Raw genomic sequence first — 18,026 nt, 5'->3', positions numbered from 1 at the left:
AGACTTTGTGGAGGCTGGGAAAATAATTGTTCATCCATAACCTTTCATTATTTTGTTTTTACATCTTTGACTGCAGTTCCTGCAATCTTTATTTTCCCTCCAAATGGTAATTTTTGAACTTCATAAACAGTTCTTGCCGGACGCCTATTCTCTGGAAACAAACTAATGAACAATTGATTTATTTCAGTTAAATTTTCTAAATCACTAAACGCAATATCAATAAATACAGTGTCTTCTTTCTCAAATCCAGCATTTTGTAGTACAGCAAAAAAATTTGCAAATGCAGTTTCTGCTTCTTTTAATGCAGTTCCGCAGACATACTGTCCTTCTGCGTTTACCGATAGTTGTCCGCTAACAAAACACATATTATTTGCAACGACTCCGTGACTTATTGGATTTGTCCAATTTGGCAATCCATCTCCTTTTATAATATATTTTTTAGAATTCATTCTGTTGTATTAGTTTCTGATGTTAAAGGTTTCATAGGCAACTTGTCGCACAACTAACAAATACACGCAACTTATAAGTCACAAGCATTTATTATCAAACTCAAATATACACTTAAATTAATTTCATTATTTCTTTAATACTATTAAAAACAAAAACCGCAAATTCACAGATTTTAAAGCTGGGAATTTGCGGTTAATTTTTGTAGCTTCTACACAAGGCGTAAAACCGTAATAGAAAGTGTTACGTCCGTGTATGAAGTAAAAACTTTCTAGAGGAATTGAAAGTTTTGCTACTCTTTTTTAAATGTTTTGATTATTGTGTTTATTAACAATTTTTTTAATCCAAATAACCCATTCAAAAAAGTATATTTTTATTTTTTACGTTCCATTTCTCTGGATAACGTAGGTTGTTTTTCGTTCATGATTTTGGTTACTGTATAATGCATCCAAACCAAGCATATTGCTGAAAATAGGAGTACAAATATCCAAGAACTAGACCAAATACCGGTTGCAGTCAATAAATACCCGAAGATAATTGGTCCAAAGAAACCACCAAGACCACCTATCATTCCTACCATTCCACCTACAACACCTACTTCAGTCGGGAAATATTCAGGAATGTGTTTGTAAACGGCTGCTTTTCCAATTCCCCAAGAAATACCAATCAGGATTACTAAAACTAAGTACACCCACATATTCGCATCAAAATGGATTGCAGTAATTCCTTTGGCTAATAATTCTTTTTTCTTAACATCTTGGTTTTGCGTCACAACGACTTCTTGCCATGAGTTTTTGGTTGGGAAAATAGAACTTTCAAGTGGTTTTTCTATCTTTTTATTAATTGGAAAGTCTTTGTCTCCTACTTTTACATTCGTTTCAGTAACAGCGGTTATAGTTCCTTTTTTGCCAGCCATAACACCTGGTCCTGAAGTTGTGATATCCATTTTTGGAACCATCAATAAAGCACTCAATACTACTGAAGACGATAATACCCAATACATCACTTTTCGGGCACCATATTTATCTGATAAGTAACCTCCAAAAGCACGAATCACACCAGAAGGTAAACTAAACATCGTGGCAAACAAACCACCCATAACTAAACTGGTTTGATACACGTTCATAAAGTTTGGTAACAACCATTGTGAATAGGCAACAAAGCATCCAAAAACTAAGAAATAATAAGCTCCAAATCTCCAAACTCGGGCGCTTTTTAAAGATTGAAGCATTTCATTTACAGTTTTTGTTTGGTTCTCTATTTTTTTATTTTTTGCAAAAATTAAGAAAACGACACCAATAATTACTAAAGCTGCTCCATAAATAATTGGCAATAATTTCCAACCATTTTGAGGGTCTTCTACTGAAAAATGATTCAATAATGAAGGGGCAAGGAATGTAGTGATAGCTGCTCCCGCATTTCCCATTCCAAAAATACCCAATGCTCTACCTTGCCATTCTTTTGGATACCAAATAGAAGTAAATCCAATACCAACGGCAAAACTGGTTCCTACCATACCAAACAAAAAGCTTAGAAGGGCAAACATGAAAAAACTATCAGCTAATGGAAGTAAGAATAAGGGAATAGAGCAGAGAAGTAATAATATGGAGAAGACATATTTTCCACCAAATTTATCAGTCAAAATACCTATTGGTAAACGCATAATAGAACCTGTTAGAATTGGAATTCCAAGAAGCCAGCCCACTTGGACAACGCTCCATTTAAAAATGCCATTGTCTACTAAGAAGGTAACTAAAACGCCATTTAAAGTCCAACAAGCAAAACATATAGTAAATGCAAGTGTATTTAAAAACAAAATTTTATGCGATTGGGATAATGAGTTTGAATTTTTCATAATACTTATATTTTTTGTCAAAATTAAGTATTATGGCTTATGTAAAACCTGCTAAAACGCAGGTTTTTAAAAATAATTAAGTATTTATACGTATTTTAATATTGTTGTGTACGTATTTTTATTAGTGCAAACAAAAAGTGACCTTTAAAAGGATTAGAGTAAAGAATATTCAGTTGCTTTATTAGAAAGTTCCATAAGATTTTTTACTTTCAATTTTTTCATCAAATTAAAACGGTGTACTTCAGCTGTACGTTTACTGATATCCAAAGCTTCAGCTATTTCTTTATTGCCTTTTCCGGACAATAAAAGTTTAAGAATTTCTTTTTCCCTTTTGGTTATTAACTGTTCTTCATCTAATGTTTGTTTTGCTTCTATTATACCTGATGGATTACTAAGCTGGCCAATTAATATGGAAGAAATGTCACCGCTAAAATATTTTCCACCATTAGCAACAGTGTGAACTGCCTTAAGGAATTCTTCTTTGCTGGAACCTTTTAGTAAGTATCCGTCAGCTCCGGCTTTGATTGATTTTAATACGTATTCTTCTGATTCGTGCATAGAAAGCATAACAATTTTAACCATATTGTTTTGAGCTCTCAATTTTTCAACTACTTCAATACCGGTTAAATTAGGCATACGAATGTCTAAAATCAGTAGGTCAGGTTTTACTTTTTCTATTATTTTTAAGGCTTCTAAGCCGTCTGTAGCTTCGCCTACAACTTCTATATTGACTTCGTTTTCTAATAATGATTTGATACCATCTCTTACAAATACATGATCATCTGTTAGAACAACTCGAATAGTATTACTCATAGCTTACTTAATTTTGAAATCTGATTATTACGTATATTAACCTAAAAATTAAGGCTAAGATACGTATTCTAATGAAATTATTTTATTTGGATTGAAAAAAGAGTAAATTTTGTAAACTTTAGAGGATTATATAGGAATATTGAAAGTAATTCGGGTTCCTTCATTTGGAATTGAGTTGATGAAAACCCGACCATTAATATATTGAATCCTTTCTTTCATGAAAAGCAATCCCATTCCGGATTCGCTATTTCTCTTTTTCTCGGCTGCATTAATATCAAAGCCTTTTCCGTTATCGTCTATCGTAATACTCAGGAGATTATGACTGTGAGATAATTGAACAATAATATGTGTTGAATCTGCGTATTTTAAAGCATTATTAATCGCTTCCTGTGTCAGTCTGTAAATGTTGATTTCAATTAAGGAATCCAGGCGTTGATCAAAATGGGTTTTATTATAAAAAAGGATGTTTTTCCCTGTCAATTTTGATAACTCCTGAGTCAGTTTTGCAATAGAGGAGACAATTCCATGATCGCTCAATTCTGGTGGCATCAGGTTGAATGTAGCCGTACGTACCCCTTTTATAATATCAAGCGATAATTTTTTTAGGTATTCTATTTTTTGGGCCGCTTTTTCTTTGTCATCCAGATTGATGCTTTCTAAACTGAATTTTAAACCGGTAAGCATTTGCCCAATTCCATCGTGAATTTCTCTGGCAATCCTGTTTTGCTCGTTTTCCTGATTTTCGACAATTTTACTTGAAATAATCTTCTGCTGATTGATTTTATCGGTTACGTTTTCGGTATTCAATCGTTCGACTTCCTGTTCTGCTTTTTTACGTTCGGTAATATCAAAACAGATAATCAACAATTCAGATTCCTCTTTTTTTATGGTTACCGGAACCATTGATATATCCAGCCAAAGGGATTCTCCTTTTCTATTGGTTATATTGAGTTCTCCTTGCCAGCCACTGCGCTGTTTTTCCGAAACAATCCTACTTATTGTGAGTTGTTCCTTTTCTATTGGTGTTAATACTTGCGAGAATGTTTTGTCAGAAACGAAGGGATTATACTGAAGTAATTTAGAGAATTTTTCGCCAATATGTATTAGTGAACCATCTGGTGCAACACGGCAATAGAGCAATGTGTTTTCCATTGCATAATTGAGTGATTTTAATTCTTTAACGGAGTTTTCCTTTATTTCGCTAATTATCTCCGTGTTATAAGCTAATTTTAAAGCCTTCTTTTCAGATAGCAATAGCTTAGAAATTAGTTTTTCTACTTTTTGGTTTGTAGGTTTAAAAATGAAAATTAATTCTAACAATAAAATCAATAAAGTAAAACCAAATATCACATATTCTGTTTTGCGTTGCAGCGTTACTTTATCCAGTGCTTCCTGATCGTACTCACTTACAATTTGGTTCATTTTCAAAAGAAAAACACCTTCATTCTCAAGGATAGTCTGCACTAATTTTTGATTTTCTTTTTTGTTTTTGTGCTCCTTATTGTTTCCTAAAAATTGTGTGGTGGCACTGACAATACTATCAAAATGAGGTTTTATGGAGGTAAATAACGCTAAGAGATTCGGACTTTTTTCTCTAGGGAAACCAAGGCTGTCATTTCCTTTTTCTAAATTATAATGTGTACTTTTCCAAAGCGAAAGTGTTTCATTAATACGAATGATTTCTTGTTTGCTTTTGGCAGTATCGGTTACGAAATTTAAAATTAAAACTTCTTTGGTCAATTTCTGGCTCAACATTCTTTGTTTTCCCGAAATATTTATTATTCGGGAATCACTCAACTGTCTTTTAAGATTATATTGAATAAGAAGTTGACTCAATACTACCGTGATAGCAATGGTCAAAAGAGCGAAAATATACAATCGCCTTAATTTTTTGAAAGTACTTTTATCGGCAGACTCTTTGGCTTTGCTTTTCATAACGAAATCAAATTACAGTTCAAGAGACTCTTTGATCAATTCAAGATTTGCAGCACTGTAGTTGATTTTTAAGGCTTCCTGCTGTCCTTTTTCAGACATTTTAAGCCAAGTTTTCAGAATGATATTTTTCATTTTTTCCCTGTCGTGTTTGTGGACAAAAGGGTCTAGGTAGTATTCTAGAAAGACTAAGCAAATTACATCTTCTAAAAGTTGTGTTTCCTCGTCTTTTTTAAGTAATTTTTTTTCAATCAGAAAAGAAACTCTAGCAATAAATTCCTCACTGTAACCCGCTTTTTCTAAAATAACGGCGGTTGTTTTGGCGTGAAATTTTTTCAAATCTTCGCGCCATTTTAAATAACCCACACGATCCATAGGGTAGGATTCCCGTGCTATTTTCCATCTGCAAATGTGTTGTGCTTTAGAGGCAATCTGAACTGATTCTGAAGCACTTGGATGGAAATCCATCAGTCTTTCATACATTCGATTCGAATATAATAATTCCTTAGGATATGTTATCGATTGATATGTTTCGTGGTTTGGATCTTGAGCATTCTCTGCATCAATCCATGTACTTGCGTTCTGGAATGGTGTTGTTGTCATTTGAAATGTTTAAAATCAAAGATACATAATTATTCCAAAAAGCCAACGAATACTTCATCTTCTACAATTTTTACAGGATAGGTTGCGATTTTTAAATCATCACCATTCAAATTTGACCCGTCTACAAGAGAAAATGTTTTCTTGTGCATAGGACAAGCTATTTTAGGGATATCATCAGCAGAACCAATCATTCCTCTTGAAAGTACCATTTCCATTTTATGTGGACATAAGTTTTGACAAGCGTACCATTCGTTTCTTCGGTCAAATTTTATAATGGCTATCTGTTTGTTCTTGTATTTGATACAACCACCACCATTACTAGGAAAATCAGCTGTTTTTCCTGCTTTGAACCATATTTTTACTTCGTTTAGAGAAACGGTTTGGTATTGATTTAGAATATTTTCCATTTGAATAATCTTTTAATTTTTAACTCCTAATCCCTCTCAAAGAGAGGAATCAGCAGCTGAAAACAGTTAATTAGTTGTATATAATGTAGTAGTTGTTTTTATTTAAAATCGGCTGATTACCAAGATTTCGGCATTTTTTGATCTCTTACTGGTACAAATTCAATAGTGTCGTCTCTCTCGTCAGAATTGGTGAAATGTCTAAAACGTTTTTGCAATTCAGGATCTTCAATAACTTGGGTCCATTCACATTCGTATGAATCAACCAATCCTTGCATTTCTACATCCAATGCATTAGCAATTCCCAAGCTATCTTCGATTACTACTTGTTTCAAGTAATCTAGTCCGCCTTCCAGTTTTTCTAGCCAAGTAGAAGTTCGAACTAATGGTCCTGCTGTACGGATATAAAACATCAAGAAACGATCTAAGTATTTCAAACAAGTTTCTTTGTCAACTTGTTCAGCAAATAAAACAGCGTGTTTTGGATTTGCTCCTCCATTACCACTGATGTATAGATTCCAGCCTCCGTCTACGGCAATAACTCCAAAATCTTTTCCTCTGGCTTCGGCACATTCCCTGATACAACCAGAAACGCCGCCTTTGATTTTATGTGGTGAACGCAATCCTTTGTATCTATTTTCTAATTCAATGGCAAAAGTGGTACTGTCATCCATTCCATAACGACACCAAGTATTTCCTACGCAGCTTTTTACGGTACGTAATGATTTACCATAAGCATGTCCACTTTCAAAACCACTGTCGATAAGTATTTTCCAAATTTCAGGCAAATCATTTAATTCGGCTCCAAATAAGTCGATACGTTGTCCTCCTGTAATTTTGGTATATAGATTGTATTTTAGTGCTACTTGACCTAATACGATTAGTTTCTCGGCTGAAATTTCCCCACCTGTAACTCTAGGCACAACAGAGTAAGTACCGTTACGTTGAATATTAGCTAAGAATCTGTCATTTGAATCCTGTTCAACGACATGTTTGTTGGCAGTATCATTATATATACTAGAGAATATGGAAGATAAAACCGGTTTACAAACCTCGCATCCATCTCCTTTTCCAACAGTACCCAACACCTCATTGTGATTGGTAAATTTGTTGATTTTTACGATATCATATAGTTCTTGTCTGCTATAAGCAAAATGCTCACAAACCACATCTTTGACTTCTTTTCCTAATGATTTTTGGGTTTCTTTTACTAAATCTACAACCATTGGTTTACATCCACCACAACCCGTTGTTGCTTTGGTCAATTTTACTACGTCAGAAAGAGTTTCGCAAGTGCCGTCTGTGATAGAGCAGCAAATACTTCCTTTGGTAACATTTTCACAAGAACAAATTATGGCAGTGTCCGGCAAGTCCATTGCACTTCCCATAGTAGAACTTTCCCCTCCTCTTGAACCCAAAATCAAATCTTCCGGGTTTTTAGGCAATTTCATTGCGTTGCTATAAATTTGGAACAATCCATTATAATCACTTGAATCACCTACCAATATTCCTCCTAAAAGTGTTTTTCCGTCTTTGGTAACATTGATTCTTTTGTAAATTCCACTGAATTTGTTTTCGTAAACAATGGCGGTCACATCCTCATTTTCTATAAAAGGATCACCAAAACTCGCAACTTCAACACCAATTAATTTTAATTGTGTAGACATATCGATGGTTTCCCTCATCGTTTTTGCCCCTTTGAGGATTTGTTCAGCGGCCACATCGGCCATTTCATATCCAGGAGCCACAAGACCATAAATCATATGATTGTAAAGTGCTACTTCTCCAATCGCATAGATATAAGGATCAGAAGATTGCATCTTGTTGTTTACTACAATTCCTCCTCGTACGCCTACTTCAAGTCCGGAAACTCTTCCTAGTTCATCTCGAGGTTTAATCCCTGCAGAAATTACCAACATGTCTACTTTTAGGAGTTTTTCTCCTTCAAACATCATTCCTGTTATAGTATCTTCACCAGCAATATATTGTGTTGATTTGTTCAGGTGAATGCTAATATTGAGTTCCTCAATTTTTGATTGCAACATGTCACTCGCCCCTTTGTCAAGCTGTCTTGGCATCAATCGAGGCGCAAATTCCACAACGTGTGGATTTAAACCTAAATCATATACTGCTTTAGCAGCTTCAAGTCCTAATAATCCACCACCAAGGACGGCAGCTTCTGTAGCACCATTTTGCTTTATTTTTTTGGCGTAAGCCATAATCGCATCCAGATCCTCAATAGTTCTGTATACAAAAACTCCTTCTTTATCTACCCCTTCAATAGGCGGTACAAAAGCAGCTGAGCCTGTAGCTAAAACTAAGTAGTCGTAAGTATGCGTTTTTTCTAAATGGGTATGTATTGTTTTTTGCTCTCTATTAATATCAGTGATTAATTCAGAGGTATTTAGGATTATATTATTTTCTTCATACCAATTTGATGTTGATAATGATAAGTCGTCAGCGCTTTTACCCGCAAAGTATTCACTCAAGTGAACTCTATCGTATGCGCGTCTTGGTTCCTCTCCAAATACGGTGATTTGATATTCTTCTTGTCCTGATTTTGCAATGAATTTTTCACAAAATTTGTAACCTACCATGCCGTTTCCGACTACTATTACTTTAATCATAATCTCATTAATTAAGTATTATTACGCAAATATAAGTATTAATACTTAATTTAGATACTTAATTATGTGTTTTTGAAATTAATTAGTAATTATTCAAAAAAGGGTGTTTTAAATAGGGTATTTATAATTAAAGTCCTGTTTTGTTGAAAAAAATATTCTGTATTTAGGGGGGAAAATAATTTTTTGGATAAAAAAAACTCCCAAAAAAGTGTTTGGGAGCTTTGTGTTAATTTAAAAGTGTGTACTTATATTTTGGAATTTGTCTTTTAGAAATTACTTAGATTGATAGTATTTTTTTCTTAACCAAAAAGCGACATTTACTAAAATTATCAAAGCTGGAACTTCTACTAATGGACCAATAACTCCAGCAAATGCCTGTCCGCTATTGATACCGAAAACTCCAATGGAAACTGCAATTGCCAATTCGAAATTATTCCCTGATGCCGTGAATGAAAGTGCTACGGCATCTCTATAATTGGCTCCAATTTTTTTTGAAACAAAAAACATCAGAAAAAACATAATGGTAAAGAAAATGACAAGCGGAATGGCAATTCTAATTACATCAAGTGGCAAATCAACAATCATTTCGCCTTTTAAACTAAACATGACGACGATTGTAAATAGTAAAGCAATCAAAGTAATGGGAGAAACAAATGGAATAAATTTTTGATTGAACCATTTGTCGCCTACGTATTTCTTGATGGCATAGCGGCTAATTACTGCTAATGCAAAAGGAATTCCTAAATAAATTCCAACTGTTGTAGCAATTTGCGCAACTGTAATATTTAATTCTAATCCTTTTATTCCAAATAATGGCAACATGATTTCTAAATAGAAATAGGCATATAGACCAAAAAAGAACACTTGTAGCAAACTATTAATTCCGATTAATCCAGCCGTTAATTCTCTATTTCCTTCGGCTAATTCATTCCAGACAATTACCATTGCAATGCAGGGCGCAATTCCAATTATGATTAAACCGGTCATGTATTCCGGATAGTCTTTCAAAAAGAATGTTGCTAATAAAAACATTAAAAACGGACCGACAATCCAGGTGATTAAAAAAGAGGCGGTGATTAATTTTGGCTTTTCAAACATTAAAGAAATTTTTGAAAAATCAATTTTAGTCAATGGTGGATACATCATTACTATTAATCCAATTGCCAAAGGAATATTTGTCGTTCCGCTTGAAAAGGAATTGATAAATCCACTGCTGGAAGGTATGAAGTATCCAATGGAAACACCAATTGCCATTGCTAGAAATATCCAAAGTGTAAGGTAACTATCGAGAAAGTTTAATCTTTTTTTAGCTGCCATTAGTATGATTTTATTTGGGAGAATACATAGCACATTTCAGTTGCAATTTGCAAACTGCGTTCCTGATATTTTTCTGCTTGTTGTGACGTATTGTCAAATGCTTTTGGATCTTCAAATGTGATCGGAATGCGCATTTCAGCACCTGCAATGAACGGGCAACCTCCATCAGCTTGAGAACAAGTCAATATGGCTACAAATTCACTTTTCGGATTAAAATCGTCATCATAAGTTTTAGAAAAACCAATAACGGGATGTTCATTGTCAGAATATTTTATGGCATAGATAGGGTTATTCCCTGCTGCAATGGTTTTGATTTTAAAACCTGATTGTTCCAATGTTTTGGCAGCCATAGGAAATAAAGCAGTTGCTTCGGTACCGCCAGAATAGCAAAATACATTTTTGATATTGAAATGTGCCGCCGCTGTTTGTGCCCAAACTTGTGATAAATGGCTTCTTCTGGAATTGTGGGTACAAATTAAGTTCAGCCTAATTTCTTGTTGGTTGGTAACTTTGTTTTGAATAAAATCAATAAGCGGTTGCAAAATAATTTTACGCTCTGATGTGATGGTTTCAAAATCAAAAGCACGGATTACTTTTTCGATTTCTGGAAATACGATGGTTTTGGTTACAGTCATTTTATGGTTTTAAAAAATTAGCAACAACCTCCTCCAGGAGTACAGCTGCTTGATTGCGTTGGGATTTCGGATAATTTTATTTTTTGTTTTTCTGCAGGAATGCCACATTGGTCTTGAGCTAAGCAAGCGGTTTGCTTGTTTAAAAGAGTGAATTCTTGTCCGTTGAAACCTAAATCGTATTTTCCAATAGTTTCGTCTTGGTATTCTACTTCCACTTCATAATCTTCGATTCCTAATACTTTTTCTGAAAGTGCGATAATATCTAAAAGTTTTTGTGGTTTTAAGCGGTGTTCGAAGTCATTGGCATCCCATAATTGGAAATTCACTACGGTTTCTTTTCGAACTTTTCCGCCACAGTCAATAAAGTTTTTGGTGATTAAACCCACTTCGGTTACGTGAAAATGTTCTGGAACATAGCTCCCGTTTGGTAATACAAAAGCAACGTTGTCTGCGGTGCCCAACTGCTTTTTAATTTCTGATAGTTTCATTTTTTTTATAATTTAAAAATTAACAACATTGATTTTTCCTGTTTTCTAAGTAGGTATTAATATGTTGAAAGAAGCCTTTTATTTTATTAAATCCCTCTTCGTTCAGGCAGTAGCAAATAGCATTGCCTTCAAAATTGCCTTTTATAAGTCCGGCATTTTTTAGCTCTTTCAAGTGCTGCGAAACGGTAGGCTGGGCTAGAGGTAGCTCGTTTACGATATCACCGCACACACAACTGTTTACTTTTATGAGATGTTCTATTATGGCAATTCGGGCAGGATGACCTATGGCTTTCGCCAATGTTGCTAATTCGTTTTGCTCGTCTGTGAAATGTTCTGATTTAGTAATTCCCATTGTTATATATTTATATTGCAATATTACGATATAGATATGTAAAAACCAAATCTAGAATACTAATTTTTGTTTAAATTTTTAATTGGCTCTTTGGTTTAATAGAGCCAATAGAGATGTGATAAGCATTTTAAAGTTAATGCTTGTAAAGGGAAATGGGTTTAGGTAAAATTTAAAATGTATTTGATTCTACAAATTCTAAAGAAATGGTTTCTAGTCTTTTTTTTGAAAAAAAAAGCTTCTAATTTACATCCATTTCGATAGAAAATCAATCAATTCTTCTCTCAATTCTTTAAATAATTTCTCAAAAATGGTGATACTTTCTCGGTGCTTTTTATGGTCTGAAAATTTTTCAGTATCAATATCGTTAGGATTATCGAGCGCTGCCGCTTCAAGATACAATTCATGACTTTTTATATCATGGGTTAAGATGTCAATCTGTTCTTTTTGAATGATTAACAGATTATTAAAATGATCTGCTAAAGCTCGGACCTCACTAGAAGTGTTTTTTTTTGCCACTTCCAAAATTCGGTTATCCATAATTTTAAGTTCGTCTTTATAAAAGGAAAGTTTGTTTAGCCACGTTTTGTGTTCTTCGTGTAGTTGATAAATTGTTTTTTTAGTTTCCATTTTTTGTCTTTTTAAATAGTTTTAGATTAATTGAATCTGCGTTATTTCAAAATATTAAAGCTCAAATAAATCTTTTGGAATGGCGTGAAAGCCTACTGATTTTACTTTGTTTTCAATGTCACTGATAGCTACCATTTTGGAAGTGTGCACAGTGAATTCTCTGGGGAATATTTCAGCATTCAACAGCACATCTTTTATTCCGTCTAATTTCAATACGCTGGCTTTAATTTCGATTAAATCGACTTCTTCTATAGCGTTTGTTCCAAAAATTTGACCATGGTTTCCTGGAATTACATTGTCTTTTAGTGCGCTCATGTTTTTATTTTTTAAAAATTAGAATTCTAGTTCTGACGTACTTGAATTAGTTATTAAGTAGCTTAAAGTTAGTGATTTATGTTGTATTAATATGGAAAATGGAATAGAAAAATATCACTTTTTGATTTTAGAATGAATGTTTATTTACAGTATGTTTTAGTAAATCTACGGGTTCTAATAGTCATTTTATATTTGGAAAATAAAGCGGCATTTTGTGCAGAAACAACTTTGTCTTTGTAACTTTGAAATCTAATGCTGTCCAACTGCATAATTGTGTGTTTTTAATAAAAAAATAACCAAAATAAATTAGTGGTATAAAACTTAAAAACTATTTAATTTTAGTGAATTAAGAGTTGAATAAATATTGTAATAAGTCATAAAAATAGTCATTTCAGTCACATGGGTCTATCGGAAACTTTAGAAGAGAAATATTATATAAAAGAGGTTGATACCGATAAAAAAAGTATTTATTGCCACCATGATTTGATGGGTGAATTAATGATTCCAACCCACAAGCATGAAAAAGCACAAATGCTATATTCTGAAGGGGGTATTGTTCATGTTACCACTGAAACCAAAACTTATTTTCTTCCTGCACGACATTTTATTTGGATTCCAGGCGGAATAAAACATAGTATTTATCCTAATTCAGAGCATGTCATGATGCGGAATTTGTATTTTCCAATAGATTCAAATGAAGATCCTTTTTATGAAAAAGAAGGCATTTATCCCATTAATGATTTATTGCTGCAAATGATGCTTTTCACCAACCGATGGAATGGAAACCTGGAAAAAGGAAGCAGAAATTTTAGTATTGCCAATGCGATTAAAGCCATTTTACCCGAAATTTGTCTCACTAATTTACCGTTGTCGCTGCCATTACCAAAGGATATCAGGCTTAATAAGATCATTAGTTATTTAGATAAAAACTTGGGGGAAATTATTTTATTCTCTGATTTGGCCAATCGATTTGGTTTTAGTGAGCGCTCTTTGTATCGTTTGTTTCAAAAAGATTTAGGCATGTCTTTTATTCAATATTTTACCATTCGAAGAATTTTAAAAGCAATAGAATTGTTACTGGAAAAAAAACTATCTGTTAATGAAGTGGCGCAAGCTGTGGGTTATAATAGTGTGCCGACTTTTAGTAATACTTTTTTCAAGATTTTAGGACAACGCCCTTCGGATTATTTAAAAGGCGTTGAAATATTAAAAAAGTAATTTTTGTGGCACTTATTTTCTGCAATCGTTATAGTAGTTGTATTGTTTTATATTTGTCCGAAATGAATAAATAGTTGGCTTTAGTTGATTTTATAGCATAAATTAAATTAGGGAACTTTGCACCCTATTCCTTTATCTATATTATGTTTCTTAAAAAATGGGTTCTTTTGAACCAATCGAAAATTAATTTTTCAAAAATTGCAGTGGTATTATTCCTCTTCTTTCAAGGAATCATGTCAGTACAAGCACAACAAGCTACCGCTATTTCTTTAAATGATGCTTTAAAAATCGCTAAAGAAAATAATAAGACGATTCAGAAATCTCATATCGAACAGCGTATCTCGGAAAAAGAGATTGCCGAGACAAAAAATCTTCGTTTACCGGAAGTTAATTTTAATGCCATGTATTCCCGATTATCAGATTTGACGGAATACGAAGGTGGTTTTTTCTCGGATAAACATACCTATACTCCAGAACCTGGGACCGTAATATATGATGCGGTTACAAAATTTGATATGCCGCTTTATGCTGGTAATAGAATCAATAATGCGATTAAAAAGTCGAAAGAGGAAAATGAAATCGCTAAAATTAAGGTAGAGAAGACGCAGAATGACATTCAATTGCAGGTGACAGCTACTTTTTTGGGTATTTATAAAATGATGGAACTACAGAAAATCATTGGCGAAAGCATTAAAGAAGAACAGGAAAGGCTAAAGGAAGTGAAAGCTTTTAAAACCTTTGGAACCGTTACTAAAAATGAAGTGCTGCGTTCTGAACTGCAATTATCGGACAGAGAACTAAACTCATTGACCAATAAGAAAAATATCAGAATTGCACTTCAAGAGTTAAAAACAGTATTGCAATTGTCTGAAGAATCAGAAATTGCTATCGACACAACAGGTTTACTCGATATTGCTCCTTTAAAAGACTATGATTTCTATTTTAAAGAAAGCCTTCAAAATGAAGAAATGCGTATCGCAAATAGGGAAGTAGACGTAAAAAAAACAGCGTTAAAAATAGTGAAAGGGAATTATTACCCTAAGGTCAGTTTCTTTGGAAATTATAATCTTAAATATCCTGATTATATGCTATTTACGCTGAATCGTCCGTATCTCTATACTATTGGGCAAATAGGCGTGGAGGCTAGTTATAATTTGTCCGGTTTGTATAAAAATAAAGCCAAAGTTCAGCTTGCCAATTTAAAAGTGGAATTACAAAAAAATGAATCGGAGCTGGTGAAAAATGAGATGGTCGATAAAGTATTTAGAAATCATACCCAATATCAGGAAATATTGGACAAGCTACCGGTTACGGACAAAGCATTGGATTTAGCCAATGAAAATTATCGCATTGTAAAATTAAAATACCTCAATCAACTGGTGTTGATTACTGAAATGGTCGATGCAGATAATGCGTTACTTCAAGCAAAATTCAACAAAGTTTCCACTAGAATAGATGTGGTTATGAAACATTATGAATTGCTTCATACGGCAGGACTACTCAACAAATAATAATTTCAATTTAATATAATTTAGTTTCAATTTTATATGGTAAAAGTTCATAATTCGTCACGGGCACATCGGTCATTTCATAGATTAATCACCGTGATTGCCAGTATGCTGGTTCTCGGCGGAATTGTTTTAGGGATTTGGTTTTATCTTTTTAATAAAAATCACGAAGAAACCAATGATGCTCAGGTGGACCAGTATGTAACGCCAATTATGGCCCGAATTACGGGTTACATTACTGAAGTGCGTTATAATGAAAATCAGTTTGTTCACAAAGGCGATACGTTGCTGGTAATTGACAATAGGGAATACAAAGCGCATTTAGACATGGCATTGGCCGATGTTGAAAATGCAAAAAGCAATAGCATTGTGATTGAAAAAAATGTAGCAACAACTTCTAATGTGACTTCCGTTAGACAAGCTCAGTTACAGGCTGCAAAAACAGAAGTTTGGAAAACGAAACTGGAATTCAATCGCTACAAAGGATTAGTTAGCCAAGAAGCGGCAACCGAACAACAGCTTGAAAAAGTAAAAGCAGATTACGAATTGGCACAAGCGCATTATCAGGAAATAGCCAACACGATTCAATCGGCGGCATTGAACACTTCAGAAGCTTCGGCTAAAATCCCTACGGCTCAGACTGTAATTCATTCAAAACAAGCCGTTGCTGATAATGCTACTTTATTTCTTTCCTATACCGTAATTACAGCTCCTTATGATGGTTGGGTGGGTAAAAAAATGATGCAACCGGGACAAATGATAAAAGAAGGACAGACTTTAGTTTCTATTGTTAGTAAGGAAAAGTGGGTTACCGCTAATTTTAAAGAAACGCAGTTGCAATATTTATCCATTGGACAGGAAGTGGAGCTGAAAGCAGATGCGATAAGCGGGAGAGAATTTAGGGGAAGTATTGAATCTTTATCGCCAGCCAGTGGAGCGCGTTTTTCACTATTGCCTCCTGATAATGCAACGGGTAACTTTATAAAAATAGAACAAAGAATTCCGGTTAGAATAAAACTAAAAGAAAATGACGCACAAACGGACTTTCTCAGAGCCGGTATGAATGTTACTGTTATAGCCGAACATAAATAATAAGATGTCAGAAGTAAGTGTTTTTAAATCTTGGGTTCCTAATTGGGCTATTATTGCTATTATCTTTTTCTGCATGCTGCATTCCATGGTTTTATTGGGAGTGTATACTTCTAATGTGACGTATGCAGCAAGTTTTTTAGATGTAGAAGTAGAGGATTTGCAGTTTTCCATGTGTGTTACTTATGGAACTTTTTTAGCTACAATTCTCATTGAAAGTAGGTTGTTTAAGTTTTTTCCAACCAAGAACTATTTTTTGGTTATTTATAGTTTGGCAGCTTTAACATTTGTCTTGACGGCATACACACAAAATTTTTCTTTGTTTATTATGTTAAGAATGGCCGAAGGTATCTTGATGGCATTGCCGGTCTTACCTTTACGACAATTTTTGATTGCCCGGTTTAAGTCTAAAAATGCTGTGATTATTGCTTTTACGCTTAATTATGGAGCCTTGATGCTGGCTTCTCCGTTTATAATGAATATTGCAGTTTGGCTGCTGGAGAATTACGATTGGAAGTATATGGCATATGGTTCCGCTTTTTTCCAAATTGTGTGCGTAGCTTTGGTTATGATTACCTTTAATAACAATCGCTTTCATAAAAAAATTCCGTTGTATCAAATTGATTGGGCCAGTTTTATTCTGGTGCTTACCGCTATTTTGTGCGGTAGTTATTTTGTGGTTTATGGCCAGAAAAAATATTGGTTCGAATCAAACCAAATTGTTGCAGCGCTCATTGTTGCCTTACTAACAGGAGGTTTTTTTATCGCCCGACAAATGTTGGTGAAGAGACCTACTTTTGATATGCGCGTTTTTCGGTATGCGAATCTACGAACCGGATTATTGTTGTCTGTGGTTTTTTACATTGCCAGAGCAACATTGAATATTTGTCACAGTACGATGGCTGTTGTCTGGAATTGGGAGCCTTCAAGAGTGGCGCATGTACAATATTTGAATTTAACGGGGAATGTGATTGGAATGATTTTGACAGGGGTATTTTTGGCTAAATCAGTTGCTTCTCGCTATATTTTTATAATCGGATTTTCACTTTTAGCGCTATTTCATTTTTGGTTTACTTTCCTTTTTGTGCCGGATGCTTCCCTGTCTGATATTGCGATTCCCTATATGTTGCAGGGTGTGGCTGTAGGAATAATATTTGTTCCGTTAGTCATGTTTACCGTATCATCTGTTCCTACTCATTATGCTCCGTTTGCTGGAGTAGTGGGAGTTGCAGGGCGTTTTTGGGGAAGTATAATGGGTTTTGCAATGATTCAAAATGCTGGGTTGTTTTTACAAAGTACCCATTTTACAAAATTCAGACAATTTATTCTTCCCGAAAGTCCAGAAACGCAAATGCGTGTCGAACAACTCACCCGAAGTTTTATGGGCAAAGGCTATACGATGGATGATTCCAATAGATTAGCGATGAAACAAATTATCAGTTCGGTTTCAAAACAATCGGTTTTATTGTCCAATATGGAAATCTTTACCGTTATTGGTTATTTAATGGGTATTGTCGTTGTTTTTCTATTGCTTAATCAGCATTTAAGACAAACATTTGACCTTTTCAAAAATAGAATTTGGGGTAATTAAAAAAGTGTTATAATTTACTGAAACCGTTTAAAAAGTAAAATATCCTATTCTTAAACTTAATTATGCAAATCAAGTGTTGAAAATATTTTTTGTGCCTCTAGGCACTAAATATAGGTAGTAATTAGGTTTGAAATTCGTTAGCGTGCCGTAGGTACGCAACATTTATCGTTTTGTTGCGTACCTACGGCACGCTAAATTTGTTCTA

17 protein-coding genes are annotated in these 18,026 nt (G+C 34.1%); 4 read left to right on the top strand and 13 right to left on the bottom strand.

Annotated elements, in window-relative coordinates:
* Positions 1-47 precede the first annotated feature (47 nt).
* The 13 genes from OA85_RS02460 to OA85_RS02400 form a co-directional block, all read right to left on the bottom strand.
* Positions 48-449: a RidA family protein gene (locus OA85_RS02460; RefSeq protein WP_039107926.1), complete on the bottom strand. Its 402-nt coding sequence runs from the start codon at positions 447-449 to the stop codon at positions 48-50.
* Between the two features lie 371 nt (positions 450-820).
* Positions 821-2,302, bottom strand: coding sequence for a nitrate/nitrite transporter (locus tag OA85_RS02455; protein WP_039107924.1), 1,482 nt, complete (start codon positions 2,300-2,302; stop codon positions 821-823).
* 153 nt (positions 2,303-2,455) lie between these two features.
* Positions 2,456-3,115, bottom strand: coding sequence for a response regulator transcription factor (locus OA85_RS02450; protein ID WP_039107923.1), 660 nt, complete (start codon positions 3,113-3,115; stop codon positions 2,456-2,458).
* 126 nt (positions 3,116-3,241) lie between these two features.
* Positions 3,242-5,050: an ATP-binding protein gene (locus tag OA85_RS02445; protein WP_039107922.1), complete on the bottom strand. Its 1,809-nt coding sequence runs from the start codon at positions 5,048-5,050 to the stop codon at positions 3,242-3,244.
* Between the two features lie 12 nt (positions 5,051-5,062).
* A complete protein-coding gene (locus tag OA85_RS02440; protein WP_039107921.1) occupies positions 5,063-5,650 on the bottom strand; it encodes a DUF4202 domain-containing protein in 588 nt (195 codons plus the stop codon).
* 29 nt (positions 5,651-5,679) lie between these two features.
* Positions 5,680-6,057 carry a nitrite reductase small subunit NirD gene (gene nirD, locus OA85_RS02435; RefSeq protein WP_039107920.1) on the bottom strand — a complete coding sequence of 126 codons (378 nt, stop codon included), beginning with the start codon at positions 6,055-6,057 and terminating at the stop codon, positions 5,680-5,682.
* A 116-nt stretch (positions 6,058-6,173) separates the two neighbouring features.
* Complete coding sequence (gene nirB, locus OA85_RS02430) at positions 6,174-8,681, bottom strand: nitrite reductase large subunit NirB (protein WP_039107919.1); 2,508 nt, start codon at positions 8,679-8,681, stop codon at positions 6,174-6,176.
* 273 nt (positions 8,682-8,954) lie between these two features.
* Positions 8,955-9,998 carry an ACR3 family arsenite efflux transporter gene (gene arsB / locus OA85_RS02425; protein WP_039107917.1) on the bottom strand — a complete coding sequence of 348 codons (1,044 nt, stop codon included), beginning with the start codon at positions 9,996-9,998 and terminating at the stop codon, positions 8,955-8,957.
* A complete protein-coding gene (locus OA85_RS02420) occupies positions 9,998-10,633 on the bottom strand; it encodes a low molecular weight phosphatase family protein (protein ID WP_197056048.1) in 636 nt (211 codons plus the stop codon). The genes arsB and OA85_RS02420 overlap by 1 nt, the downstream gene beginning before the upstream one ends.
* A gap of 17 nt (positions 10,634-10,650) precedes the next feature.
* Complete coding sequence (locus tag OA85_RS02415) at positions 10,651-11,121, bottom strand: DUF6428 family protein (protein WP_039107916.1); 471 nt, start codon at positions 11,119-11,121, stop codon at positions 10,651-10,653.
* Positions 11,122-11,140: 19 nt separating this feature from the next.
* The gene (locus OA85_RS02410) at positions 11,141-11,473 is read right to left on the bottom strand and encodes a helix-turn-helix transcriptional regulator (RefSeq protein WP_039107915.1); all 333 of its coding nucleotides are present in this window, start codon (positions 11,471-11,473) and stop codon (positions 11,141-11,143) included.
* Between the two features lie 243 nt (positions 11,474-11,716).
* Entirely contained in the window at positions 11,717-12,100 is a 384-nt protein-coding gene (locus OA85_RS02405) for a hypothetical protein (protein ID WP_039107913.1), read from the bottom strand.
* A 54-nt stretch (positions 12,101-12,154) separates the two neighbouring features.
* Positions 12,155-12,415: a hypothetical protein gene (locus tag OA85_RS02400; protein ID WP_039107912.1), complete on the bottom strand. Its 261-nt coding sequence runs from the start codon at positions 12,413-12,415 to the stop codon at positions 12,155-12,157.
* A gap of 399 nt (positions 12,416-12,814) precedes the next feature.
* Here OA85_RS02400 and OA85_RS02395 point away from each other — a divergent pair, with 399 nt between their 5' ends.
* The 4 genes from OA85_RS02395 (at position 12,815) to OA85_RS02380 (ending at position 17,821) form a co-directional block, all read left to right on the top strand.
* Positions 12,815-13,633: an AraC family transcriptional regulator gene (locus OA85_RS02395; protein ID WP_039107911.1), complete on the top strand. Its 819-nt coding sequence runs from the start codon at positions 12,815-12,817 to the stop codon at positions 13,631-13,633.
* 167 nt (positions 13,634-13,800) lie between these two features.
* On the top strand, positions 13,801-15,144 hold the full coding sequence (locus OA85_RS02390) for a TolC family protein (protein WP_231557065.1): 1,344 nt from the start codon (positions 13,801-13,803) through the stop codon (positions 15,142-15,144).
* A gap of 36 nt (positions 15,145-15,180) precedes the next feature.
* A complete protein-coding gene (locus OA85_RS02385) occupies positions 15,181-16,233 on the top strand; it encodes an HlyD family secretion protein (RefSeq protein WP_039107908.1) in 1,053 nt (350 codons plus the stop codon).
* A gap of 4 nt (positions 16,234-16,237) precedes the next feature.
* A complete protein-coding gene (locus OA85_RS02380; protein ID WP_039107904.1) occupies positions 16,238-17,821 on the top strand; it encodes an MFS transporter in 1,584 nt (527 codons plus the stop codon).
* Positions 17,822-18,026 lie beyond the last annotated feature (205 nt).

The organism is Flavobacterium sp. AED (assembly GCF_000812945.1).
Lineage (GTDB): Bacteria > Bacteroidota > Bacteroidia > Flavobacteriales > Flavobacteriaceae > Flavobacterium.
Note: the sequence above shows the minus strand (reverse complement) of the source record. Positions and strands in the feature narration are given on the sequence as shown.

Excerpts from the sequence above, each read along its gene's own strand:
- OA85_RS02460 (WP_039107926.1), bottom strand. The coding sequence starts at position 449 with ATGAATTCTAAAAAATATATTATAAAAGGAGATGGATTGCCAAATTGG.
- OA85_RS02455 (WP_039107924.1), bottom strand. The coding sequence starts at position 2,302 with ATGAAAAATTCAAACTCATTATCCCAATCGCATAAAATTTTGTTTTTA.
- OA85_RS02450 (WP_039107923.1), bottom strand. The coding sequence starts at position 3,115 with ATGAGTAATACTATTCGAGTTGTTCTAACAGATGATCATGTATTTGTA.
- OA85_RS02445 (WP_039107922.1), bottom strand. The coding sequence starts at position 5,050 with ATGAAAAGCAAAGCCAAAGAGTCTGCCGATAAAAGTACTTTCAAAAAA.
- OA85_RS02440 (WP_039107921.1), bottom strand. The coding sequence starts at position 5,650 with ATGACAACAACACCATTCCAGAACGCAAGTACATGGATTGATGCAGAG.
- nirD (WP_039107920.1), bottom strand. The coding sequence starts at position 6,057 with ATGGAAAATATTCTAAATCAATACCAAACCGTTTCTCTAAACGAAGTA.
- nirB (WP_039107919.1), bottom strand. The coding sequence starts at position 8,681 with ATGATTAAAGTAATAGTAGTCGGAAACGGCATGGTAGGTTACAAATTT.
- arsB (WP_039107917.1), bottom strand. The coding sequence starts at position 9,998 with ATGGCAGCTAAAAAAAGATTAAACTTTCTCGATAGTTACCTTACACTT.
- OA85_RS02420 (WP_197056048.1), bottom strand. The coding sequence starts at position 10,633 with ATGACTGTAACCAAAACCATCGTATTTCCAGAAATCGAAAAAGTAATC.
- OA85_RS02415 (WP_039107916.1), bottom strand. The coding sequence starts at position 11,121 with ATGAAACTATCAGAAATTAAAAAGCAGTTGGGCACCGCAGACAACGTT.
- OA85_RS02410 (WP_039107915.1), bottom strand. The coding sequence starts at position 11,473 with ATGGGAATTACTAAATCAGAACATTTCACAGACGAGCAAAACGAATTA.
- OA85_RS02405 (WP_039107913.1), bottom strand. The coding sequence starts at position 12,100 with ATGGAAACTAAAAAAACAATTTATCAACTACACGAAGAACACAAAACG.
- OA85_RS02400 (WP_039107912.1), bottom strand. The coding sequence starts at position 12,415 with ATGAGCGCACTAAAAGACAATGTAATTCCAGGAAACCATGGTCAAATT.
- OA85_RS02395 (WP_039107911.1), top strand. The coding sequence starts at position 12,815 with ATGGGTCTATCGGAAACTTTAGAAGAGAAATATTATATAAAAGAGGTT.
- OA85_RS02385 (WP_039107908.1), top strand. The coding sequence starts at position 15,181 with ATGGTAAAAGTTCATAATTCGTCACGGGCACATCGGTCATTTCATAGA.
- OA85_RS02380 (WP_039107904.1), top strand. The coding sequence starts at position 16,238 with ATGTCAGAAGTAAGTGTTTTTAAATCTTGGGTTCCTAATTGGGCTATT.